The 23,709-nt window shown below is 67.6% G+C and carries 19 protein-coding genes; 7 read left to right on the plus strand and 12 right to left on the minus strand.

Features of this window, described 5'->3' with window-relative positions; translation table 11 throughout:
• Positions 1–40: 40 nt before the first annotated feature.
• The 3 genes from ACWF4Z_RS14875 (at position 41) to ACWF4Z_RS14885 (ending at position 2,739) form a co-directional block, all read left to right on the plus strand.
• Positions 41–934: an SEC-C metal-binding domain-containing protein gene (locus tag ACWF4Z_RS14875; protein WP_452243569.1), complete on the plus strand. Its 894-nt coding sequence runs from the start codon at positions 41–43 to the stop codon at positions 932–934.
• Positions 935–943: 9 nt separating this feature from the next.
• Positions 944–1,360, plus strand: a complete 417-nt coding sequence (locus ACWF4Z_RS14880) for a hypothetical protein (protein WP_452243570.1) — start codon at positions 944–946, stop codon at positions 1,358–1,360.
• A gap of 578 nt (positions 1,361–1,938) precedes the next feature.
• Positions 1,939–2,739 (plus strand): L,D-transpeptidase, encoded by an 801-nt coding sequence (locus tag ACWF4Z_RS14885; RefSeq protein ID WP_452243571.1) that lies wholly within the window; start codon positions 1,939–1,941, stop codon positions 2,737–2,739.
• A 128-nt stretch (positions 2,740–2,867) separates the two neighbouring features.
• Here the strand turns inward: ACWF4Z_RS14885 and ACWF4Z_RS14890 are convergent, their stop codons facing one another.
• The 8 genes from ACWF4Z_RS14890 to ACWF4Z_RS14925 all read right to left on the minus strand — a co-directional run bounded on the left by ACWF4Z_RS14890 (position 2,868) and on the right by ACWF4Z_RS14925 (position 11,721).
• Positions 2,868–4,223, minus strand: a complete 1,356-nt coding sequence (locus ACWF4Z_RS14890; RefSeq protein ID WP_452243572.1) for an amidase — start codon at positions 4,221–4,223, stop codon at positions 2,868–2,870.
• Between the two features lie 11 nt (positions 4,224–4,234).
• On the minus strand, positions 4,235–5,008 hold the full coding sequence (locus ACWF4Z_RS14895; protein WP_452243573.1) for an SDR family NAD(P)-dependent oxidoreductase: 774 nt from the start codon (positions 5,006–5,008) through the stop codon (positions 4,235–4,237).
• 161 nt (positions 5,009–5,169) lie between these two features.
• Positions 5,170–6,603, minus strand: coding sequence for an aldehyde dehydrogenase family protein (locus tag ACWF4Z_RS14900; RefSeq protein WP_452243574.1), 1,434 nt, complete (start codon positions 6,601–6,603; stop codon positions 5,170–5,172).
• Positions 6,600–7,439, minus strand: coding sequence for an ATP-binding cassette domain-containing protein (locus ACWF4Z_RS14905; protein ID WP_452243575.1), 840 nt, complete (start codon positions 7,437–7,439; stop codon positions 6,600–6,602). The genes ACWF4Z_RS14900 and ACWF4Z_RS14905 overlap by 4 nt, the downstream gene beginning before the upstream one ends.
• The gene (locus ACWF4Z_RS14910) at positions 7,432–8,394 is read right to left on the minus strand and encodes an ABC transporter ATP-binding protein (protein ID WP_452243576.1); all 963 of its coding nucleotides are present in this window, start codon (positions 8,392–8,394) and stop codon (positions 7,432–7,434) included. Before ACWF4Z_RS14910 ends, ACWF4Z_RS14905 begins: the two co-directional genes overlap by 8 nt.
• On the minus strand, positions 8,391–9,209 hold the full coding sequence (locus ACWF4Z_RS14915; RefSeq protein ID WP_452243577.1) for an ABC transporter permease: 819 nt from the start codon (positions 9,207–9,209) through the stop codon (positions 8,391–8,393). The genes ACWF4Z_RS14910 and ACWF4Z_RS14915 overlap by 4 nt, the downstream gene beginning before the upstream one ends.
• Complete coding sequence (locus ACWF4Z_RS14920) at positions 9,209–10,159, minus strand: ABC transporter permease (RefSeq protein WP_452243578.1); 951 nt, start codon at positions 10,157–10,159, stop codon at positions 9,209–9,211. The genes ACWF4Z_RS14915 and ACWF4Z_RS14920 overlap by 1 nt, the downstream gene beginning before the upstream one ends.
• Positions 10,160–10,164: 5 nt before the next feature.
• Positions 10,165–11,721, minus strand: coding sequence for an ABC transporter substrate-binding protein (locus ACWF4Z_RS14925; protein ID WP_452243579.1), 1,557 nt, complete (start codon positions 11,719–11,721; stop codon positions 10,165–10,167).
• A 154-nt stretch (positions 11,722–11,875) separates the two neighbouring features.
• Between ACWF4Z_RS14925 and ACWF4Z_RS14930 the strand changes: the two genes are divergently transcribed.
• Complete coding sequence (locus ACWF4Z_RS14930; RefSeq protein WP_452243580.1) at positions 11,876–12,634, plus strand: FadR/GntR family transcriptional regulator; 759 nt, start codon at positions 11,876–11,878, stop codon at positions 12,632–12,634.
• A gap of 101 nt (positions 12,635–12,735) precedes the next feature.
• Here ACWF4Z_RS14930 and ACWF4Z_RS14935 read toward each other — a convergent pair whose 3' ends face one another.
• From ACWF4Z_RS14935 to ACWF4Z_RS14945, 3 genes are all read right to left on the minus strand, one after another.
• Complete coding sequence (locus tag ACWF4Z_RS14935; RefSeq protein ID WP_452243581.1) at positions 12,736–13,281, minus strand: hypothetical protein; 546 nt, start codon at positions 13,279–13,281, stop codon at positions 12,736–12,738.
• Positions 13,282–13,428: 147 nt separating this feature from the next.
• Positions 13,429–16,026, minus strand: coding sequence for an MXAN_6230/SCO0854 family RING domain-containing protein (locus ACWF4Z_RS14940; protein ID WP_452243582.1), 2,598 nt, complete (start codon positions 16,024–16,026; stop codon positions 13,429–13,431).
• Between the two features lie 719 nt (positions 16,027–16,745).
• Complete coding sequence (locus ACWF4Z_RS14945; RefSeq protein ID WP_452243583.1) at positions 16,746–16,934, minus strand: DEAD/DEAH box helicase; 189 nt, start codon at positions 16,932–16,934, stop codon at positions 16,746–16,748.
• Positions 16,935–17,137: 203 nt separating this feature from the next.
• On the opposite strand from ACWF4Z_RS14945, the gene ACWF4Z_RS14950 reads away from it, so the two are divergent.
• Entirely contained in the window at positions 17,138–18,391 is a 1,254-nt protein-coding gene (locus ACWF4Z_RS14950) for a diguanylate cyclase (protein WP_452243584.1), read from the plus strand.
• A gap of 92 nt (positions 18,392–18,483) precedes the next feature.
• Here the strand turns inward: ACWF4Z_RS14950 and ACWF4Z_RS14955 are convergent, their stop codons facing one another.
• A complete protein-coding gene (locus tag ACWF4Z_RS14955) occupies positions 18,484–19,449 on the minus strand; it encodes a zinc-binding dehydrogenase (RefSeq protein ID WP_452243585.1) in 966 nt (321 codons plus the stop codon).
• 113 nt (positions 19,450–19,562) lie between these two features.
• Between ACWF4Z_RS14955 and ACWF4Z_RS14960 the strand changes: the two genes are divergently transcribed.
• Positions 19,563–22,379: a DEAD/DEAH box helicase gene (locus ACWF4Z_RS14960; RefSeq protein WP_452243586.1), complete on the plus strand. Its 2,817-nt coding sequence runs from the start codon at positions 19,563–19,565 to the stop codon at positions 22,377–22,379.
• Positions 22,372–23,691: an SWIM zinc finger family protein gene (locus tag ACWF4Z_RS14965; protein ID WP_452243587.1), complete on the plus strand. Its 1,320-nt coding sequence runs from the start codon at positions 22,372–22,374 to the stop codon at positions 23,689–23,691. The genes ACWF4Z_RS14960 and ACWF4Z_RS14965 overlap by 8 nt, the downstream gene beginning before the upstream one ends.
• Positions 23,692–23,709 lie beyond the last annotated feature (18 nt).

A 23,709-nucleotide genomic window follows, 5' to 3' on the forward strand; every position in this document is an offset into this window, starting at 1 on the left:
AGGGCGCTCGCCGGCGGCCCGATCTCACTATGTTCCAGGCATGGACGATCCCCTTGGAGAAGAGCTTCGCGACCACTGGATAGGTACGGCCCTCGGGCGGACCTTGTCCTTGCTCATTATCGCCAGCGAGCACGTGCGTGAGAGACGACCCGAGCGAGCAGCGGCGATCTGGGAACAGTTGATCAGGGAAGGAGGTGCGACCGGTGACGTGGCTCGAGTGGACTATGCCGATTTCCTGTTCGAGGAGGGCAGGGACACCGAGGCATCGAGCGAACTCGACGCCGTGATGACAAACAACCGGATCTACAGCTTCGCCTGGCGCAGCGCGGCCGAGTTGCTCGAAAGGCGCGGCGAACTGGAGGAGGCTTTGCTCTGGTATGAAATCGCAGCCGACCAGCTGACCGCCGAAGACGTGACCAGCGGCTCACCCCGAATCCAGGATCTGGTCACGGGGCGGAGACGCGTGAAATGGGCCTTGCGGCTGCCACTCGACGGCCTCGACCTGATGGGGGAAGAGGGCGACGACGAAGCGGTGGACAGGGAGGGCGAGTTGCGTGCCTCGCTGCGTGAGCCGACTGTGCACGAAGGCCGGATCGAGGTCTGGGATCGCGGCGAGTTCGATGAGGAGGTGCCGTGGCGCAGACACTTCATCGGCGAGAACGCGGACGCGTACTGCCAGATGGTCGAGCGAGTTCTGCGCGCCCAGCCTCACCGGGTGATGATCGCCACCTGGACCTACGGCGGGATGCTCGACTGCCTGGAGAACGCCAGACTCCGGCACGACGAACTGCCCGACGGTCGACGGATCGTGTGGCCGCCTCCGCGCAACACACCGTGTTGGTGCGGGTCTGAGCTCAAGTACAAGAAGTGCTGCGGCGGACCGTTGCCGCCTCCTGAGCCGGGCGGACGGCTCACGGCGGCACTCAGTAGGTAGGGTGACCGCATGGCGGATGAGGAGTTTCGGGTTGAGGTGGTCCTGGGGAATGAGGAGCACCGGTTGTCGTTCTGGGATCGGTTGCGGGCGTTGGATCTGGATGATGATGCCCAGAAGCGGCTCGGGCGGCAGGTGACGGTGACGCGGGACGGGCATCGGATGCTGATGTACACGCACACGCTCGAGGACGCGCAGGAAGCGGAGCGGACGGCCAAGCAGTTGGTGGCCGATGACAACCTCATCGCCGAGTACACGGTGACGCGGTGGAACCCGGCCGAGCAGGAGTGGACCGACCCGAGCGTTCCCGTCGGCGAACACGACGCCGCCAGCGACGCAGCCAAGAACGCCGACATGGAGGTGCCGGACCCCCGGTACGTCGTCCTGCAGGCCTACAAACCCGAATTCCTCCGCGACCTCGGCCTCTGACCCCACCAGGTAAGCAACCGGCCAGAACCGTCAGGCCGCGGCCAGTACGTTGTCGGCTCGAACACGTCCGCACCAGGACAGTCTCGGGGTTGCGGCGATGGGCTGTTGCCGGTCATTGTCATGCCGACGGATCCCCAGGCCATCACAATCGTCGTCCCGCGAGGCTTTCACGCCTGAACTCCAGGGGAATCGGCGCATTGTGATGGCCTGGAGATCCGCACCCACGCGCCAAGTTGGGTGGAGCGGACCCGTGCCACTCAACAACCCCGGCGGTGGGTCGCCCCGCAGGGCGTTTGAGCGCGCCCGGGTGCTCAACGATCTGGTTGGTGAGTGCTGGCCGTCCGCCGCTGACTCACGCCTCGACCGCAGGAGCCGGATTCGCATACGCCGGAGGCGGAATTCAGGTCATGCATCGGGAATCTGGCCGGGCTGAAGTCGTGGTCGACAACGGTTCGGTGACGGGATTGGGGGACGACGCCTCCGGAGAGCCCTTGGAGCACTAATCTCGGCGGGTCGTTGCCGGATCACTCGTTGTGGTTCTGCGACCCTGAAAACTGCTCGAGGGAGAGGGGAATCGCGTGTCTGGTCGTCGTGGTCTCGTTGCCGGTGCCGTCGTACTGTCGTTCGCGCTCGTCGGCTGCTCCGACGTGGCGGCCAGCGAGACGAGTCCTTCGGATACCCCAACTAGTACTGCCAGTACGCCGAGCCCAGCGACGCCGAGCCCGAGTACGCCGACCTCCGCTCCGACCACCACCAAGCCGACGCCGGTGAAACCGACGCCCGTGAAACCGAAGGCGAAGCAGAAGCCGCAGTACTACGCGCTGCGGGTGGAGCAGCAGCTCGACAAGCTCGGGTACCCGGTCGGCGACATCGATGGTGACATCACCGTCCGCGCGAAGCAGGCGCTGTGCGCGTGGCGCGAGACACACGGCATGCCGGTCAACCGCGGCGGCCTCACCCTCACCGACGCGTATTCGGTGCTCAACGCAACGACCAAGCCGACACCGACGCGCGAGCCCGGGATCTACGTCAACAAGACCTGCCAGATCCTGTACCAAATCGTTGGCAAGACCTACAAGCGGATCGTCTGGATCTCGACCGGCGCGCCCGGGTACGACACCCCGAACCGCACCGGCAAGGTCTGGCGCAAGTGGGCCGGCGCCCACGAGAGCAGCCTGTACGACGACGCGTTCATGTACGACTCGCTTTACTTCCTCAAGGACCGCCCCGGCATCGCTCTGCATGGCTCGCGAGTCAACTCCCTGATCAAGCCGTACCCGGCCAGCCACCGCTGCGTCCGAGTCCTCCGCCCAGAAATCCACGAAATCTACGCCGACACCCCCATCGGCACCAAGGTCCAGGTGTACGGCGAGTTCTGAGGCGACGCCCGCGCGTCCACCCAACTGATGTTCATACCGCGCCAGGCAGGTGCCTGTTCCTGGCGTGACCGACGGCATCGTCCTGCGATTGTTCTCGAGGCTGCGTTGAAGCTTGAGGCGGTGGCTGGCTAGGTGGGCCAGGGGTGTTGGGTTTCCAGGTGAGCGGCCAGGGCCAGGGCGGTTAGGTCTTGGTGGTGGGGTACGGCGAGTTGGGCGCCGATGGGGAGGCCTGATGTCGACCAGCCGACGTTCACTGTGGTGGCGGGGTGGTGGGACATGTTGTAGGGGACAGTGAAGGGGATGTGTTCGAACGGGCGGGCGGGGTCGTCGGTGGGATAGGCGAGTTCGGCGGGGAAGGCGGTGATGGGGGCGACCGGCGAGAGGATGACGTCGTACGTCGTGAACACCTGTGTGACTGCTTGGGCCATGGCGGACATTTGCGTATAGCCGTGGAAGACGTCTGAGCCGGACAGCGAGCCGGCCGAGGAGACCCACGAGCGGATTTGTGGGAGGACCTTGGCGCGGCGGTTCTCGGGGAGGGCGGCGATGTCGGTGGCGGAGCGGATTCGCCAGAAGCGGTCCAGGCCGTCGAGCATTTCGCGGGTGATGATCGGCGGGATCGGCTCGATCCGGGCGCCGGCTTTCTCGAGTACGGCGGCTGCCGTGGCGACGGCCGCGGATACCTCGGGATCGACCGGCAAGCCGACGCCGGCATCGAGCAGCAACGCCACGCGCAGTCCGTCCACGCTCAGCTCAAAGTGATCGGTGGAAGCCGGCAGGGAGGTGTAGTCGCGTGGGTCGTAGCCGGAGATGACGGACAGCGTGAGCGCGGCGTCGGCCGCCGTACGGGTCAGTGGGCCGATCGCTCGGCCCGGGTACGGGTTGCCGACCGCGACTCGGCCGTGGGTTGGTTTGAGGCCGATCAGGCCGCACCACCCGGCGGGCAGGCGGATCGAACCGCCGATGTCGGTGCCAAGGTGGATCGGTCCGTAGCCCGCTGCCGCAGCCGCCGCAGCGCCTGCGCTGGACCCGCCGGCCGTCTTCGACAGATCCCACGGGTTGCGGGTCAGTTTGTGAAAGGTGGAGACGCCGGACGAGAGCATCCCGTACTCAGGCATCGTTGTTTTACTGAAGATCACCGCCCCCGCCGCGCGAAGTCGAGCGGCCGCCGGAGCATCGTCAGCGGCGGGGATCAACTCGGTCGCCGCCGTCCCTTGCGGGACAGGAGTGCCGCGGGTGGCGATGTTCTCCTTCACAGTCGCAGGTACGCCGTCCAACGGCCCGGCCACGCCGTCACGCCACCGCCCCTCCGACTCCAGCGCCGCAGCCCGGGCGCCCTCAGGGTCCAACGCATACGTCGCGCAGATCCGTGGCTCGAACTCCTCAACGCGCGCGAGCACCTCCTCGATCACCTCGACGGGTGAGATCGAGCGCTCGCGGTACTGCTCGAGCAGCTCGGTCGCGGTGAGATCAGCCAGGCTCATGGAGGCTCCCGTCAGGTGGGTGGGTTGAAGCGACCATCGACCGCGGTCCAGCCGCCGTCCACGGCGAGGACGCTGCCGGTGACGAAGCTGGAGGCGTCGGAGGCGAGGTAGACGACTGCGCCCGCGAGTTCGCTCGGTTGCGCCCAGCGACCCAGAGCACCCTTTTGTGCGTACGCGTCGTACCAGCTCTGATCCGCCTTGATTTGCGCGGTCAGCGGGGTCTCGACGACGCCCGGAGCGATCGCATTGGCGCGTACGCCGGATGGCCCAAGCTCGGCGGCCGCCGTCCGAAGGAGTTGGACGAGGCCGGCTTTGGTTGCCGCATACACCGATTGCCCAGGCTCGACCGTCGTACCGCGGATAGAACTGAACCCGATGATGCTCCCGCTCCCCCGGTCGGCCATCTCCTTGCCAAAGGCACGAATCAGCTGGAACGACGCCCGCAGATTCAGCGCCACCACCCGATCGAACTCGTCCAGGCTGTAGTCGACAATCCGTTTCCGCACGTTGGTCGCGGCCGTGAACACCAACACATCAACCGGCCCAAGCTCCTCAACGGCCGCAACAATCGCCGCATCATCCAGCACATCCAGCGCGTACGCCGTGAGCCCGCCCGACCCATGTGTCACGGTCTCCGCCGCTGCCGGCAGATCCCGGTCCGCACACGTCACACGCGCCCCCTGAGCCGCCAGCGCGAGCGCGCTCTCCCGACCGATCCCGCTGCCCGCACCGATCACCACCACATGCTTCCCGTCAAGCCGGAAGAGATCCGCGTAGTTGGTCATGTGAGCTCACCTCTCTCGACTTTGTGCACCAGATCCGCATCCTGCGGCGCGCGCGGCGCGGATCCCGTGCACAAAGTCGGGCAGTAGACGGCGTCGGGTGGTGGACGAGGCTTGGGCGACCGGCGGCGGTCGGGTGGTGGACGGCGGTCGGGTGGGCGATGTCATGGGCGGGGGCGGATGATGGCCATCCGGGTCGTGGTGAGCTCTTCGATCGCGAACCGTGGTCCTTCCCGGCCGATGCCGGAGTCCTTCACGCCGCCGTACGGCATGACGTCGGAGCGGAACCCCGGGACCTCATTGATCACCACTCCCCCGACCTCGAGCCGATCGATCGCGGCGAACGCGGTGTCGAGCGAGGACGTGAACACGCTTGCCTGCAAGCCATAGCGGGTCTCATTGACCGTCCGAAGAGCGGCATCGATGTCCGGCGCCGACCGTACGGCGATGACCGGCCCGAAGATCTCCTCGTCCCACGCAAGCTGCCCGGACGGTACGTCGGTCAGCACGGTCGGCCCCAACACCTCACCCGCAGCGGCGTAGGCGATCGCGGCTCCCGCGTCGACCGCCGAGGCGACCCACGCGCGGACGCGGGCAGTCGACCCAGCGTCGATGAGGGCGGACACGCGGGTCGCGGGATCGCGCGGGTCGCCGACGATGACCTCAGGAAGCCGGGCGCTGAGCTTCTCCAGCAGGACGGGACGAACGGACTCGACCGCGATGACCCGTTGGACGGAGATGCAGGCCTGCCCGGACGCGTAGTACCCGCCGCGGATGATCGCGTCCGCGGCCGCGTCGAGGTCGGCGTCGTCCGCGACGACCAAGGCAGAGTTGGAGCCAAGCTCGAGTAGGACCTTGGTCGGCGCCGCATCCCGCGCGATCTGGTGACCCACAGCAGCAGAGCCCGTGAAAGACACAGCGCCGATCCGGCTGTCGGTGGTGAGGGCCGACCCGACGTCGACTCCCCCGGTGACCAATTGGACCGCGCTCTCCGGCGCCCCAGCTTCGAGCAGCGCAGAGCGGATGATATGAACCAGCCACAGCGTCGCGAGCGGAGTCTGCGGAGCGGGCTTGATGATGATCGGACACCCAGCAGCAACGGCCGGAGCGAGCTTGTGCGCCGCGAGCAGAAGCGGATAGTTGAAGCCGGTGATTCCCACGACGACCCCGATCGGCTTCCGGACCCAGAAACCGAGCAGACCCTCTCCATTCGGCAGCAGGTCGAGCGGCACGGTCTCGCCATGCAGCCGCGCGACTTCCTCAGCCGAGGTTTCGAGCGTGAGCAGAGTCCGTTCGAGCTCGACGCGGCAATCGATCAGCGGCTTGCCGGTCTCCAATACCAAGAGGTCGACAAAGGCATCCCGCGACGCCGAGACCGCGGAATGCACGCTCTGCAAGACTTTCCGGCGCACGTACGACGAGAGCCGGCCGACGGACTCGCGGACCGCAGCCGCGTTCTCCACGGCCTGATGGGCCAGCTCAACGGTTCCCACGGGCGCGTCTGCCACCGTGGATCCGTCGTACGGGAAGAGGACCGCAGCGGTCGTGGGTGTCTCGACCCAGGACGCACCGATCGGCAACCCGGCGGGAAACTTCATCCGGGTTCCCCCTTCGTCGTGAGCAGGTCGGAAGTCGTTGCCCCGGACAACGCACGCTGCAGGGTCGGGATCGCCGACACGAGGCGTTGGGTGTAGGGGTGCTGGGGCGCGGCGTACACGTCACCGGTGATGCCGGTCTCGACGATCTGGCCGGCATGCATCACGGCGACGCGGTCGCAGACGTGCTTCACGACGGACAGGTCATGAGAGACGAAGACGAGGGTGAGGTTGAGTTCGTCCACGAGGTCCGAGATCAGGTTGAGTACCTGAGCGCGGACCGAAACGTCGAGTGCGCTCACCGGCTCATCCGCGATCAGGATCCGCGGGCGAGGAGCCAGCGCTCGGGCGATCGAGATCCGCTGACGTTGCCCACCGGAGAACTGGTGCGGGTAGCGGTCTCCCGCGTCGGCGGACAGGCCGACGGCGTCGAGTAGCTCGCGAACCCGCTCGCCGGAGGCCGGATGCCCTTGGACGACGAGAGGTTCGGCGATGATGTCGCGGACTCGCATGCGCGGGTCGAGGGAGCTCATCGGATCCTGGAAGACGAGCTGAAGGTTCTCGCGGAGGAACCGCAGCCGGCGCTCCGGGAGGCGGGTGATGTCGGTGCCTTCGACAACGACGTTCCCCGAGGTCGCGCGGTCCAAGGCCGCGATGATCCGCAGCAGCGTCGACTTGCCGCAGCCCGACTCGCCGACGATGCCGAAGCGCTCGCCTGGTTTGACCTCGAGACTCACACCACGCAAGGCATGGACGACGGGCGCCGGTCGCAGCAACGACGTCCGCGGCCGGGGATAGTCGCGCACAACGTCAACCACCTGAATGGCCGTCTCAGACATGAGCATCCCCAACGGAGGCAGGGTGGTGGCAGGCGAATCCGTCCGTCGGCGTGCCGGTCCAAGGAGGCTGGGTGGCGCAGATGTCGGTCGCCTGCGCGCAGCGAGTCCGGAAGACGCAGCCCGAAGGAAACTGCCCGGCTGGGGGCACGTTGCCAGGGATGGTCGGGAGGCGGCGGTCGGCGGTCTCCAGATCCGAGGCGGCCAGGAGCCCCTCGGTGTAGCGGTGACGGGGACGCGTGAAGACCTCACCAACCGGGCCGGACTCGACGACGCGGCCGCCGTACATGACCAGGACGCGTTCGCAGACGGTGGCGACCACGGCAAGGTCGTGGGTGATGAAGAGCAGCGCGGACGATCGGGCGACGACACCGCGAAGGATGAGGTCCAGGACGAGAGCCTGCACGGTCACGTCCAACGCGGTGGTCGGCTCGTCGCAGATCAGCAGCGCGGGATCGTTGGCCAAGGCAAGCGCCAGCACTACTCGTTGCCGTTGGCCCCCAGAGAGCTGATGCGGATAGGTGCGCAGGGTGTCGATCGGGAGTTGGACGAGCTCCAGAAGCTCGGTCGCGGCGGCGCGCGCGGCACGACGACCCGGTCGGGTGTGGTGGATGAGCATGGCCTCAGCGAGCTGGTCGCCGATCCGCATGGTCGGGTTGAGCGCGGTCATCGGTTCCTGGAAGACCATCGAGATCTGCAGCCCGCGCACCCGCGACATCCGCCGCTCGTCCGCACCGATCAGCTCATGGTCGACACCGGTGAGCCGAACCGATCCGGAAGCGATCACGTCCTCGGGGAGCAACCCGAGAATGCTCAACGCGGTGAGCGACTTACCCGATCCGGACTCACCGATCAGCCCGACCCGCTCCCCCGGCCCCACCGTCAGATCGACATCGGAGACCAGAGCGGTGTCGCGCACGGCGACGTTCAACCCCTGCACGGTGAGTACGTCGCTCATCGCCGGTCCTCCAGCTTCGGATCGAACCGGTCGCGCAGGCCGTCACCCAAGAGATTGAACCCCAGTACGGCGATCGCGATCGCGACCCCCGGGAAGACCGCGAGCCGTGGCGCGCTGAACAGGAACTCCTGGCTCTCCTGCAGCATCCGTCCCCACGACGGCGTCGGCGGCGGCGTCCCGTACCCCAGGAACGACAGCGCTGCCTCGGCCAGGACCGCAATCGCAAACGACACCGACGCCTGCACGGTGATCAGGCTGGTCACATTCGGCAGCACATGCCGTACGGCGATCGGCCACGGCTGACGTCCGGCCGCCCGAGCCGCCAGCACGTACTCGGTCCGCATCACCTGCAGCGCCCCACTCCGGATCACCCGCGCGAAGCTCGGCACCGAAGCGATGCCAATGGCAACCATCGCCGTCAAGGTGCTGGCCCCGAAGACCGCACCGAACATGATGGCCAACAGCAACGCCGGAAACGCCAGCAACAGATCGTTGCCCCGCATCACCAGTTCCGAAGCCCACCGCCGCGTCATCGCCGCCAGAATCCCCAGCGGTACGCCGATCACCGCAGCAACCCCCACCGCGACCACCCCGACGAACAAGGTGGTCCGCGACCCAACCATGATCTGGCTCAGCACGTCACGCCCGAACTTGTCCGTCCCGAACCAGTGAGCCCAGGACGGATGCGCCAGTCGACCAGCTGGGTTCACGAGGGTTGCGTCGTACGGCGTCCAGACGAACGAAACCAGCGCCATCAGCACGATGATCCCGACAATCACCCCACCCGCAACCAGGCTCGGGTTCAATCTTCGCATCAAGAGACCCCCGTCCGCAGGCGCGGGTCGAGAGCGACGTACAGCAGGTCGACGACGAAGTTGACCAGCAGTACGGCGATGACGAGCACCATCACCACGTCCTGCACCAGCAGCAGGTCGCGGTTCGACACCCCGTCCAGCAACAGGCTGCCGAGTCCCGGGATCACGAAGACCCGCTCGACGACCACGGCACCGATCAGCAACGTTGCGAGCTGCAGACCAAGCACAGTCACCACTGGCACGGCGGCATTGCGCAAACCATGTCGCCACAAGGCCTGAAAGGGCCGCAACCCCTTCGCCCGCGCCGTGCGCAGGTAGTCCTCCCGCAGCACATCCAGGACGGCGCTGCGCACGTACCGGGTCAGCACCGCGCCCTGCACCAACCCGAGCGACAGCGCGGGCAAGATCAGTTGCTTGAGGAACATCCCCGGGTCCTGCGCCGGCGGCGTCCACCCGTTCGCAGGCAACCAACCGAGCTTCACCGCGAACAGCATGATCAGCAGGATCCCGGCCAGAAACGCAGGCACCGCAACGCCGAGCTGAGACAGCGCCGACAACACCAGCCCGGAGACCTTGCGGTGTCGCGCCGCCATCACCGTCCCGGCCGGTACCGCGACCAGCAGCGCGATCACCATGCCGGCGACGACCAGCCACAGCGTCACCTGCAGCCGGTCGAACACCTGCGGGCCGATCGCCACCTTCGACACGTACGACGTCCCGAGGTCGCCGCGAAGTAGTCCGCCGAGCCAGTCGAAGTACTGCGTCACCAACGGCCGGTCGAGGCCGAACTGCCGCCGCAGCTCGGCCACCGCCTCGTCCGACGCGTTCACGCCCAGCGCGACCCGGGCGGGATCGCCAGGCAGCACAGCCATGAACGCGAACACCAGCACCGAGCTCACCGCGAGGCTGACCAAGAACACCCCGGTGCGCTCGATCAGGCGGACGACCACTCAGCTCACCTCGACAACTTCGACAGATCGAAGCTCTCGGTGATCGCGTTCTGCGGCAGGCCCTTGATGTTCTTGTCGGCGACGATCAGGTTCGGCAGGAGGAACAACCAGTCGCCCGCCGCCTGCTCGGACAACCGCCGCGCCGCCTTCTTCATGTTGTCGATCTGGCCGGCCTCGTCACCCGTATCCGCCGCGGCCAGGTAGCCCTGCAGGGTCGGATCGTTGTACCGGGTGTAGTACTTCGCGTTGAACACCGCACCCAGGTCCCGCGGCTCGACATGCGCGACGATCGACATGTCGTAGTCGGCGTTCTTGAAGACCGTGGTCAGCCACGCCGCCGGGAACTCGAGCTGGTCGATCTGCACCTTCAGCCCGGCCTGCTCCAGCTGGCTCTTCACCACCTGACCGCAGGACGTTGCGTACGGCAACGTCGGCAGCCGCAACCGGAGCGTCTTACCGGCCGCACCGGATGCCTGCAGCAACGACTTCGCCTTGGTCAGGTCGTACGGCGCGACCCCGGTGAGATCCTCGTACCACGGGTCGGTCGGCGGGACCATGCTGCCGATCAGCTTGCCGCGACCGGCGAAACACGTGTCCAGCAAGGCCTTGTGGTCGATCGCCGCCCGAATCCCCTGCCGGGTGCGGAGGTCGGAGAAGATCGGCCGTGAGTTGTTGAACGACAGCAACACCTCGCCGTTCGTGGTGCCCTCGATCACCTGGTACTTGTCGTTGCCGGTGAACTGGCTGAGCGCCTCGGGCGCCTGGACCGTGCCGATCACGTTGATCGTGCCGGTGAGCAGCGCGTTGTTCAACGCTGTCGGGTCCTTGAAGTACTTCAGCGTGATCTGCTGGAACGACGGCTTGCTGCCCCAGTAGTTGTCGTTGCGGACCATCACGATCGAGTCGCCGCGGTTCCACTTCGAGAACTTGTACGGCCCGGTGCCGATCGGATCGGTCGCGAGCGCGCTCACGCCGGTCTCGGAGAACATCGCCCCGATCCGCGTCGTCATCCGGAACAGCCAGTCGTTGCTCGGCTTGCCCAACGTCACCTGCAGCTGCGTCGGTGACAGCGCCTTCGACGCGGTGACGACGTCCATCGCGCCCTTGAGCGAGATCGTCCAGGCGGTCTTGACCCGGTTGATGCTGAACACCGCGTCGGCCGCGGTGAACGGCTTGTCGTTGGTGAACTTCGCGGTGTCGACCAGGTCGAACGTGTAGGTCTTGCGGTCCGGCGAGACGGTCCACGACTTCGCCAAGGACGGCACGATCTTGCCGGAGTCGTCCTGCTTGACCAGCGTCTCGTACACGTTGCCGAGCAGCACCTGCGGGATCGCGGCGCCGTCGGTGGTGGTGAAGTCGAGGCTGGCGGGCTCGGCGACCAGGCCGATCGACAGCGGCTGATCACCTCCCGGCGAGCTGCCCGACGACGTACTGGAACCGGCTGAGCAGGCTGCCAGCGCGAGCAGCGCGGCAGCGGCCAGGGCGACCGCGCGGGTAGGCGGCGAGATCTTGATGCGAGGGGACTTCACGAACTCCTCCAGTGCCTCGAGCTGTCGCCGCATTCTGACGAACCCGGTCCGGCGGCCCGGCACCGGCCACGCCGTACGACGGACTTCGCCGTTCAGCTGTGACTGGTCAGACCAGTGGACTAGGTATCAGTGGGGCACTAGGTTTGTCGCACCACACGGCTGTGTCAAGGCGATTGGGGTGTACCGGATGACAAAGGCTCCGAAGTTTCAGCCGGTGCAGCCCGTCCGCGCGTACCAGCGGATCGTGGAACAGGTCGAGGACGCGTTGTTCCGGGGTGATCTGGCGCCGGGTCAGCGACTGCCGAGCGAGCGGGAGCTGGTGACGCAGTTCGCCGTCAGCCGGTCCACGGTGCGCGAGGCGCTGCGGGTGCTGGAGAGCAACGGAGTCGTCCGGTCCCGGCCCGGTGATCCGAACGGCCCGGAGATCCTGCCGTTCTCGCAGACCGCGCTGCGCAAGCAATTGGTTCGGCTCGCGCGGGTGGACGAACTCACGCTGTCCGAGCTGATCGGCTTCCGGATGATCATGGACGGCGCCGCGATCCAGGTCGCGTCCCGGCTGCGGACCCCCGAGCAGCTGGCGGAGATGGAAGAGACGCTGGTCGCCATGCGGGCCGCGATCGACGTCGACTTCGCGGCGTTCAGCGAGGCGGACCTGGCCTTCCACGACGTGATCGCACGGATCAGCCGCAACTCGTTGATCCAGACCTGCAACGAGGTCGTCCGCGGCGTCGTACTGGGCCTGATCTCGGACAAGATCACGCACGCGCCGAACAGCCGGGCGCTGATGCTCGAGTCCCTGCAGCATCACGCCGAGGTCGTCGAAGCGGTCCGCGCCGGCCGCGGCCATGCGGCCGCTCGGATCGCCCGGCAGAACATGTACGACTACTACGCCGGCTACGTGCCTGCGGCGGAACGAGAGACGCTGCGCGCCCTCATCGACGAGTGACGACCGATTCCGAACGACAGGAAGTAGTGGCGGTGCGCGCCGTCACCGCGGAGCCCGCCCGCTCGCGATGACTGCTACGTCCTGCCGTCCGGAACTGGACCTCAGGTGTCGTGTTCGAGGATCCGGACGCGCGGGACCTTCAGGACCTTGCGCGCCTTCGTGATCCAGTCGGAGCAGAGGAACTGGGCCGCGGTCTGCGGCCACGCGACCACCACGACCTCCTGTCCCTGCGTGCTCTTCACCAGCGACATCAGCGCAAGCAGCACCTCGCCGTGGGTGATCGAGACATTGGCCGGATACCCACTCGCGGCACGGAGGCGGCGCGAGCTGTGCTCGATCACGCTCGCCAGGTCGACGGCTGGGTCCGCGAGCGTCGCGACCGCCGTTGCCGCCGGCTGAGCCGGGACGTAGCGCGCGGACGGGGCGGTCGCGGAGCCGATCACCGCAGCAGAGCCGGTCGTGCCGGCCACATCCGCGAATGTCGAACCCAGTAATGCCATTGGGCCACCGAAACCGCTCTCCGGATGAGTGGAGACCAGGAGGTGGTAGTTCACCCGTTCTTCGAGCCTTGCATGCAGGGCGGCAACGCGGCGCGCGTCGCCCTCGCTCATCTCCCGCTCGATGAGCACAACCACGTCGTACGTCATTCGTGGCTCCCTTCGCAGTCACTATCCGTTGTACTCCTGCCCTGGACCACACCGAAGGACGCGCCCCGCCACCGACACGGAAATGTCAAACTCTTCTCAGGTTCCTGCCAGACTCGCCCGACCGCGCGGGTGGTGGGATCGGGCGGCTCAGCTGGGCAGAGGCGCGGGCGCGTGGGCACGGGAGTCCGGCGCCAGGACCGCAAGCAGGTGCGACGCGTCGATCAGCCGGTGGCTCGCGTGGTCGAGCAGATGCGGGTGCAACGCGTAGATCTCCGCGCCGGTCCGCGCAGAGATGTCGCCGGTCAGCACCGCGACGAAATCCGATCGAGTCGCAGCGTCTTCGTCCCAGACCCGATCCGGCTCGAGCCGGGCCGTCAGCCGCCGCGCGAACGTCGCCACGTCCTCGGCCGGATCGCGCAAGTAGCCGACCACCGAACCATCAGCACACCGTACGGCGATCTCGTCGGTGCGGGCGGCCGCATGCCAGCAGCAGACCTCCCACAGGCTCACCCGGTCCCCGGCGCCGTGCACTTCCTCCAGGGTCGCGGCCATCAGCGCCAGGTGACCGCCGTACCGCGCGACGTTGTGGCCGTATCCGGCAGCGCTGAGGTTGACGTCGTACCAGCGCAGCTCCTTGGTGAAGAGATCGACGCCGAAGGGCAGCAGGATCTTCGCCGGTCCGCTCAGGTCGAACCGCTCCTCGATCGCGGCCGGGTCGAACAGGTCGGTCGGCGTCCGCATCACTCCGACGAACCCGCGCTCGAGGTCCTCGAACGGCACATTGTTGTAGCTGAAGACCACCGGCAGCACGTAGCGACCGCCGACGCGGCGTAGCGCACGCAGGTCGAGGTCGACGAACTCCGTCGAGCCGCCGGGTGCCGGCGCGGAGGTCAGATCGCCGGAGTGCACCAACGCGTCCTGGTCGAAGCGCAGTCGGGTGTAGTCGCACAGTCCGACGAAATCCCACTCCTCGTCGAACACCGCGACCGACAGATCGAGATCGACGCGACGACCGGCCGGCTCGACCCAGTGCAAGAACAGCCGCAGCAACTCGTCCGACGGAATCGGCAGCGCGCTCCCCCGGGTCAACCGCCGCAACGTCGACGACGAGCCTCGCTCCGACGCCGGAGCGGCCAGTCGAGTCAGCTCTTCGTCGAGGAACGCCCGGTGCCACCGCGGCAGATCCGTTGCCCGACGCAACATTTCACCGACCAGTACGCCGGACAACGCGACCGCGAGCTCCGTCGGTAAGGGCTCACGGTCATCCACCGTCGTCCAGATCCGCGCCGTCCCACCCCGGGGGAAGAACAGCCGCAGGTCGCCGGGCGGCGTCCGAACCTGACCGAGCGCGGCCGTGATCACCGCCGGGGACACGTCCGAGACCGCGGTCGTCAACGCGCCGACCAACGCACCATGCTGATCTGCCGGCAGCGCACGGGCGAGCTGCATGAGCCGCCGCAGCAACTCGCCCGGCCGGTCCCGCAGCAGATCGAGTGCATGCCCGGGACTCCCGTCCGCGAACGCACCCTCGACCCGCGACGCGAAGGTGCTTGTCGCCAAGCGCCCGTTCTCCCAGCGGACAAAGGGATTCTGCGCCGCCTCGCCCGCGATCGCGCGCCCAGCCGCGGTCCCCAGCTCCAGCTCGGTACGCCGCAGGATCGCGAACGCCAGCGCGGCCACGCGATACCGGGTCGCGAACTCGAACGGATGCAGGCTCTCGGCCATCCGCTTCCACGCGCGCTCGTGCCGGAGCATGTCCTCGACGAGCCGCTCGGCCGACAGCCGATCGAGTCGCTGCAGGATCAGCCGGCGAGTTGCCCGAGGCAACGACTTCCGCCGGACCGGTGGAGTACGCAGCCCGGGATCGGCGTCCATCAACGCGTAGAGCAACCGGAGGACATCGGTCGCAGTGCCGGCTCGCTCGATCAGCTCGGGGACGACATCGAGGAAATGCGCGAGGACGAGTGCACGTGTCTCGCGGACCGGGATGTCGTCGGGCAGCCAGGACGGGTCGGCATCGGCGAGCAGCACGCGCAGGTCGGCGCGATCCACGGCAGCGAGCGGAGAACGCCGTACCAGCAAGGCGTTGACCGTTTGACGGACAGCGTCGGGGGCCGCGAGGTCGAGCAGGCGGAGGCGGTCGGAGCGGACGTGGGTCGGCTGCGTTTCGTCGGACGATGGCCGGAGGAACGGGTCCTTCGGGTCGATCCGACGCAGGCAGAGTGGGCAGGCGCTCAGGTCCGATCCGTCCCAACAGGTCCGGCAGACCAGGTGCGCGCACGGAGAGACCGCATGCACCGACTTCGTATCGCCGCACAGCACGCAGGGCTGCTGGGGCTCCTGCAGGAGCCGCGCGAACACACGATTGACATAGAAGGTCTCCGTGTTGCCCGGAACGGTCTCGGGGAAGCCACGGAACAGCGGCGTGTGCTCGGTGTCATGACCGGACTCGGCGTCCAACAGGTCGAGCAATGCGGTGCCGAAGCCGGCCAGCGCCGGTGCGGACAGCGCCGAGCAGTGGCGGTAGAGGGCAACGGACAACAGAAGGCCGCGCTGGATCAGGTCGGCCTGCAACGCGGACAGCCCGGCCTGGATGGTGAGCGGCCGACGCAGCCATTGCCAGGCGGAACGTCGGACCGGCGGGGTCAGCGTCGAGGCGTCGACCAGGCGCCGGCGACGCAGCAGCACTGCGGCCTGCGCTGCGGCGTGTGCAGCTCGCGTCGAGTGCGTCTCCGGCTCCGGCATGGTGCGTCTCCCCAGTGGGCGCTCTGATGAGGCACCAGGGGCGGAGAGCGGACGCGCTACTTGGCCTGGTGAAGGAGAAGGAAGCACGTCCAGGAGCCGCCCCTGGCACTGAGAACGCTACCGTCCGCCACCGACAGTTTCTGTCGCGCGGGCCCTAGCTGAGTGGTGCTTCACGGCCCGGACAAAGAAGAGCTCCGGTAGCAGGGTCGGGGCCGCCCCGCCCAGACCCCGCTACCGGAGACCTCCAGAGTAGAACGTTCATCCAAGGACATCCCACTCGGGTCCCCCGATCTGGCGTGATTTGGCACTGATGCGCCGCAAACAAACCCTTGAACCACTGCCCTCACGGTGCGATGGAACACTTTTGGTGACTGCCGGGAGATGCGCCACCACGGATTGTGTCGACCGGCCCTCCGACGCGTGGAAGCGTAGGCCGCCGTCCGGCGCCCAAGCGTGACACTGATCCGCCACCGGCCATCGACGCCGAAGTCCCGGCGTCCGGACGTCGATCTGCTGGCATTCGGACGTCGATCCCGCGACCGCAGCAATGGCCGGTGCGGACTCATTCCGAGGCGGGCTCGGCGGGCGCTGTCGGCGCATGCGCCCGCCGATTTGGACCGAATCCGCTAAATCACGGTAAGGTAAATTCTCCGGGCCTGGGGTTTAGCCCCTGACAGAGTTTCGCGGAATGTAAGAATGACGTAAAGATTTACCTTTCGTCACCAGTCGTTACCGCCCTTGCCGGCGCCCGGTGCGAACCAGTCGTTCCCCCCGCTGAACCAGTCGTTCCCACCCGACGTGTACCCGTCGTTACCGCCCGTGAACCAGTCGTTCCCCCCGTGGAACCAGTCGTTGCCCCCGGTGAACCAGTCGTTGCCGCCGCCGGTGACGCGCACTGTCTTGTGCATGATTTTCGACCCTTCTTGGTGCTGACCATCTGGTGGAATAACCCGGACACAGGGGTGACCTGAAGTGAACAGGCCGTTACGATGAACGCATAACCGCTCAGATCGACTGTGTGAGGCTCATGATGATTCTGATCGGTCGGAGCAGCTGGGTGCCACCCCGGCAATGGAAGCTCTGGTCGTTACCGAGGGCTGCCTTGGGATATGTGCTCGCGATTGATTTGATCGCGGTCACGATAACCACTCTCGCGATCCGTTCGACGGTGTTCGGCCCGAATTCCGGAGTCAGTCACTCCGAGTGGGTGGCGTTCGCCGTGCTGGCCGCCACATCAACCCTGCATCTGGAGTCTGCCCGCGGGATCGAGCGCCGACGCGAGATGGCGGCGAATACTTCGCCGCACACGAACCTGAAGTGCCTGTGGATCTTCGCCGCCCTGCTGCTACTGCCGCTCTCACTGGTCATCCCGCTGATCGCATTGTCGTACGTGTACTCCTGGCTCCGCGTGTACGGCCGGACCGTCGCCCACCGCAAGGTGTTCTCGATGTCGACGTACGTCCTTGCCAGCGCCGCGGCTGCTGCGGTGCTGCGCGGAGGCGGTCTGGTCGACGCCCCACGGGTCCCGACCGGTTTCTGGTCGCTCTTGGTGGTGCTGGCTGCGGCCGCGACCTGGTGGCTGGTCAACTACGCGCTGGTGATCGGCGCGATCATGCTCTCCAGCCCGGAGGCGACTGCGAAGGACGCGCTCGGTGAGCTGTCCGACCAGTTGGTCGTGTGCGCGGGGCTGGGTCTCGGTATCGCGATCGCTGCGATGCAGACGTCGTACCCCTGGGTCGTCCCGGTGCTGATGGTGACGGTGTTCGCGCTGCATCGCGATCTGCTGCTCCCGCAGTACCAGCGTGCCGCCGCGACCGATGCCAAGACCGGTCTCGCGACTCCGTCGTACTGGGCCAACGCGGTGCCGGCTGAGCTTGCGCGCGCTCAGACGCTGCGTAGCTCGGTCGGTCTGTTGATGCTCGACCTGGACAAGTTCAAGGAGATCAACGACACGTACGGGCACCCGGCCGGTGATCAGGCGCTGCGTGCGGTGGCCGAAACCATCCGGGCGGAGGTCAGGCAGGGCGATCTGGTCGCACGGGTCGGTGGAGACGAGTTGGCGGTGCTCCTGCCCGGTGCGGCCGAGACAGAGGTGCTGGAGATCGCCGAGCGGATCCGGGACCGGCTGTGCAACCTCAGCGTCGCGGTTGGTAGGTCGGACCTGCGCAATGCGGTGATCACTGGCGTCCCGGCGTCGTTCGGCGCTGCTGTGTATCCAGATGTCGCGACGACCATGGACCAGCTGATTCTGGCGGCCGACGACGCACTGCTGACCGCAAAGCGGGATGGGCGCAACCGCATCGTCGCCGCGCGTCCCACCCCGCCCGGTCTTACCGACCACTCCGACCAACCCGTCGGGGACTAGCGGATCTCCAGCCCATCACAATCCTCGTTCGCCGCGGGCGCCCCGCCTGACCTCCGTCGGACCGGCAGATTGTGATGGCCTGGAGATCGGCGCTATCTGACCCGGATCAGGGCCTTGCCGCGGAGAGTGCGGTCCTCCAGCGCCCGGTGGGCGTCAGCCACGTGGTCGAGGTCGTAGACCTGGTCGATGACCGGGACCAGGTCGCCCGCTGCGGCTCTGGCGATCACATCGGCTCCGGTGACGGTTGTCGTGGTGCTGTCGGCGCGGAGGTCCATGATGGTCTTCACGGTGATCCCACGGCGCTCGGCCTCGGCTTCGTCGTACGCCGCGAAACCGCCACTGGGCGAGCCGTGAGCCGAGAACCAGCCGCCGTCCTTCACCAGCGTGAACGCCGTCGCGCCGAGCTCGCCGCCGGCGCCTTCGAAGCCGATGTCGATGCCGGTGCCGCTCGTTGCCTCTAGCACCAGCTTCTCCCAGCCTGCCTCGCTGTAGTCGACGACTACGTCGGCGCCCTGGGCCTTACTGAGTTCGAGCTTCGCCTGTCCACGAGCCGCCGCGATCACGTGCGCGCCGGCCTTGTGCGCCAACTGGATCAGCAGCAGGCCCATGCCACCGGCCGACGCGGTGATCAGGACCTCCTGGCCCTGCATCGGCGGAGCGAGCTCCTCGAGCATCAGTGTGGTGAAGCCGTCGCCGAAGACCGCGACCGCGGTCTCGAGGTCGCCGGAGACCTCGACGAGGTCGGTGCCGGTCAGAGCAAGCTCGGCGTGCGCTCCGAAGCCCAGCGAGCGGCCGACGACGGTCTTGCCGAGCCAATCCTCTGATACACCGGCACCGACCGCACGCACCCGTCCACCCAGTGAGTTGCCGGGCACATAAGGCGTCTTCACGTCGAAGTACTGGCCGTAGACTCCGCGCCGGATCGTCGTCTCGACGAAGATCACATCCGCGACGGCGACCTCGACCAGAACCTGACCGGCGGCCGGCACCGGATCCGGCCATTCCTGGGTCTGGATGACCTCCGGGCCGCCGAACTCGGTGACTACTGCTGCACGCATATCTGCTCCTCGAATACTCGTGTGTACTTCCCAGGGTGCAACCTCGACATTGGTTGAGGTCAACTCGGGTGATCCGCGGAGAGTTGTCGGTGGCCCGGCGTAATCTTCTGGGCATGTTCGACGCCGTCTTCGTCCCCGCCGACCCGCCGCGTGCGGGGCGATTGGCGTTGTACGGCGATCTCGCGGCGGCCGGTGAGGTCGCTGACGGGACGGTGGATCTCGTGCTGCCCAAGGGTTCCGCGGTCCGACGGACCACAGTGCCCGCCAAGCTGTTGCGGATCGACGAGGTGCTGTCCCGGCTGAGCGTCGAGGGCTCGCGGAGCTGGGAGGCGTGGCGGGCGGCCGCGCTGGCAGGGATCGGATTGATCGGGCGGGGTCGGCTCGTCCCGGATCAAAGTCCGAGCGGGTACGGCGCTTGGCGAGTCGCGCCCCTTGATCCGCTGGACCACGGCTGGTTGCGGAGTCTGGCGGCAGCAATGCCGGCGTACGGACATGCGTTGCCGATCGAGGGGACGCGGCCGGTGCGACTCGTCGATCCGGAGCAACTGGTGCGAGCGTTCTGGGACGCGATGGCCGACACTCTCGTGCGGACGTCGGCCGCCGCGGTCGCCGTACGTCCCGGTGCTTCGGCGTTCGCTGGCGTTGATCCGGTGGCGGTGACTGGGCCTTCAGGGTGGTTGGAGGAGACCGCCCTGAGTGAGGAGGCCGGGGCGCGGCTGGTGCTGCGGATCGAGCCGCCCTCCGAGGAGGTTGAGGACTTCCGGGCTGTCCTGCAGTTGCGGAGTGGCGTAGATCCGAGCTTGCTGGTCGATGTGTCGGACGTGTGGAGTGCGCCGGCCGCTGTGCTGGCTGCTCTTGGGGAGCGGGCCGAGACGGATCTCCTGCTGGCCTTGCGGCGTGGGGCGCGGGTCTGGCCGCCGTTGGGTGCCGCGTTGCGGGACGCGGCTCCGTCGGACGTCGAGGTCGACGACACGGCGTTGGAGGAGCTGGTCGAGGACAGCACGGCCTTGGAGGGCGCCGGGATCGAAGTGCTGTGGCCGACCGAGCTCTTTGCCGGTGAGCTCGCGGTGCGTGGGACGGTCGCCACACCGGCGCCGGGCGCGGTGACCGGGCCGGACTTCAGCCTGACGGACCTGGTCGCGTTCCGATGGCGGCCGACGTTGGATGGGCAGGAGTTGACCGAGCAAGAGGTCGCTGCGCTGGCCGAGGCGAAGCGGCCGATGATCCGGATGCGTGGCCGGTGGGTTCGGATCGATCACGATCTTGCCCGGAAGCTGCGTCGTGGTGAGACCCGGAAGCTGACTGGAGCCGAGGCGCTCGGTGCCGCATTGACCGGGAGCATCGAGGTCGATGGTGAGCTCGTCGCGTTCGATGCCGATGGATCATTGGCGTCGATGCTGGCGCGGCTGCGGGCGGCCGATGAGCCCGCGCCGTTCGTGGAGCCGGCTGGGTTGCAGGCGACGTTGCGCGACTACCAGCGGCGTGGGGTGGCGTGGATGACGCAGCTTGCCGATCTCGGGCTGGGCGGGTGTTTGGCCGACGACATGGGTCTGGGGAAGACGATCCAGGTCATCGCGTTGCACCTTCAGTTGCTCGGGCGTGGGCGCGGGCCGACGTTGGTGGTCTGCCCTTCGACGCTGCTGGGGACGTGGGAGCGGGAGTTCGCCCGGTTCGCGCCCGAGGTGCCGACGCGGCGGTATCACGGTGCCGGTCGGAGCTTGAGCGATCTGGTTCCGGGTGAGGTCGTGCTCACGACGTACGGCGTGGTGCGGCAGGACCATCGGGTCCTCGGCGAGGTGTTCTGGGGGCTTACGGTCGCGGACGAGGCGCAGCACGCGAAGAACCCGTTGTCACGAACGGCGCGCTCGTTGAGGACGTTGCCGTCGGCAACCAGGATCGCGCTGACCGGGACGCCGGTGGAGAACCGGTTGTCGGAGTTGTGGTCGATCCTGGACTGGGCGGCACCGGGGTTGCTGGGGACGCTGGAGCGGTTCCGGCACGACGTCGCCGTACCGGTCGAGCGGTATCACGACGAGGATGCGACGGCTCGGCTTGCGCGGGTGACGCGGCCGTTCCTGTTGCGGCGGAAGAAGAGCGATCCCGGGATCGCGCCGGAGTTGCCGCCGAAGACCGAGCAGGATCTCGTCGTACCGCTGACCACCGAGCAGGCGACGCTGTATCAAGCCGTGGCGAAGGAGACGCTGGCGAAGATCGAGGCGGCCGAGGGGATCGCGCGGCGTGGATTGGTGCTCAGCCTGCTGACGCAGTTGAAGCAGGTGTGCAACCATCCCGCGCAGTTCCTGCACGAGCCTGGGCCGTTGGAGCGACGGTCCGGCAAGCTCGCGGCGCTGGACGAGCTGCTCGACGTGATCCTGGCCGAGGGCGAGTCGGTGCTGATCTTCAGTCAGTACGTCGAGATGTGCCGCCTGATCGAGTCACACCTGGCGGCGCGGCAGGTCAAGACGTTGTTCCTGCACGGTGGGATCGGGGTGCGGAAGCGGGAGGAGTTGGTCTCACAGTTCCAGGACGGTGCGGCTCAGGTGTTCTTGTTGTCGTTGAAGGCCGGCGGGGTCGGGCTGACGTTGACGCGGGCGACCCATGTCGTGCACTACGACCGGTGGTGGAATCCGGCGGTCGAGGATCAGGCGACCGACCGCGCTTATCGGATCGGCCAGGACCGGCCGGTGCAGGTGCATCGGCTCGTCACCGAGAACACGCTGGAAGACCGGATCTCGACCGTGATCGCGGCCAAACGCGATCTCGCGGATGCCGTGGTGGGGTCGGGCGAGGCGTGGCTGAGCGAGCTGTCGGACACCGAGCTGACCGAGCTGGTCGAGCTCTCGACCACTCCACTGCGCGCCGGCGCCGCCGGTCCGCACAACCCATCCACCGTCGGACGCGTCGCGCTGGCCGGTGAGACCGATGAGTAAAGACGATGCTCAACCGACCAGTCGCGCTGCGGGGAGCTTGGAGTGGCGACAGGGGTCTGATGGCGATCGGGAGTATGCGGCGGGCGGCGAGCGAGGGGCTTGGCAGGGGTGGCGGCGGCGTGGTGAGGAGGATGCCGGGTTGCCGGCGGCCAAGGGGGCGGGGAGCCGGCGGACGTTCGGGGCGACGTGGTGGGGGCGGGCGTGGCTGGAGGCGTTGGAGCAGCGGGCTCGGCTGGATCCAGGTCGGCTGTCACGAGGACGCTCGTACGCGCGTCGTGGCAGTGTGCTCGAGCTGACGGTCACCCCGGGGCAGGTCGAGGCAGTCGTGCAGGGCAGCCGCGTCACGCCGTACCAGGTGACTGTCCGGATCAGTCCGTTCTCGGCCGCCGAGTGGGACGCCGTGCTAGATGTGGTCTCGGCTCAGATCGGCCGTGTCGCCGCGTTGCTCGACGGTGAGCTGCCGCCCGAGGTCGTCGACGACGTGCAGGCGGCGGGGCTGGATCTGTTGCCTGGAGCGGGTGAGGTGCTGACCAACTGCAGCTGCCCGGACTTCGCCGTACCGTGCAAGCACTCCGCGGCCGTTTGCTATCTGATCGCAGACGCCCTCGATGACGATCCGTTCTCGCTGCTGCTTCTGCGCGGCCGCCGCAAGGACGAGCTCTTGTCCGCGTTGCGTTCACGCCGATCGGCTCCAGATCCGACTACCCCGGTTCGCACTCCCCCGCCCGCCGGCATGCCCGCCAAGGCAGCGTTCAGTCGAGACGCGGCTGTGGTGCCTGTCCCACCTCGGCCGCTCGGTTCCCCTGGCACGCCCGCTGCGGTGCGGGTGCTCGATCCACCACGCTCCTCGGGCGTCGACGTACGCGATCTTGTCGCCCTGGCAACGGATGCGGCCCAGCGAGCCTGGGAGTTCGCATCCGGCGACGGCGACGGTGGTCTGAGCCTGCCGTTCCAACAAGACCTCGCCCGCCGAGCGGCATTAGCCCTCGGTACGACGGACCTCGCCGACCTCGCGCATCGAGCCGGAGTTCCCGCCCGCCAACTCACCAGCTGGGCCGTCGCCTGGCGCGAGGCAGGCGCCGGCGGCCTAGCAGCCACAGTCGACGAACCCACCGACGTCGACCCCCGATCCCTGGCCGAGGCCCTCGAAGCCCTCCCCGGCGCCACCACCCACTCCAACCGAGTCACCGCCGGCAAAACCCAACTACGCCTGGGCCCCGACCACCTCTGGTATCGCTTCGACCAACACTTCAACGACTGGACCCTCACCCGCCCCCCATCCCCCGACCCCCGCGACCTCCTCACGAGCTAACCGGCCTACTGAGGCTGG

It is taken from the genome of Kribbella sp. NPDC055071 (assembly GCF_053608045.1).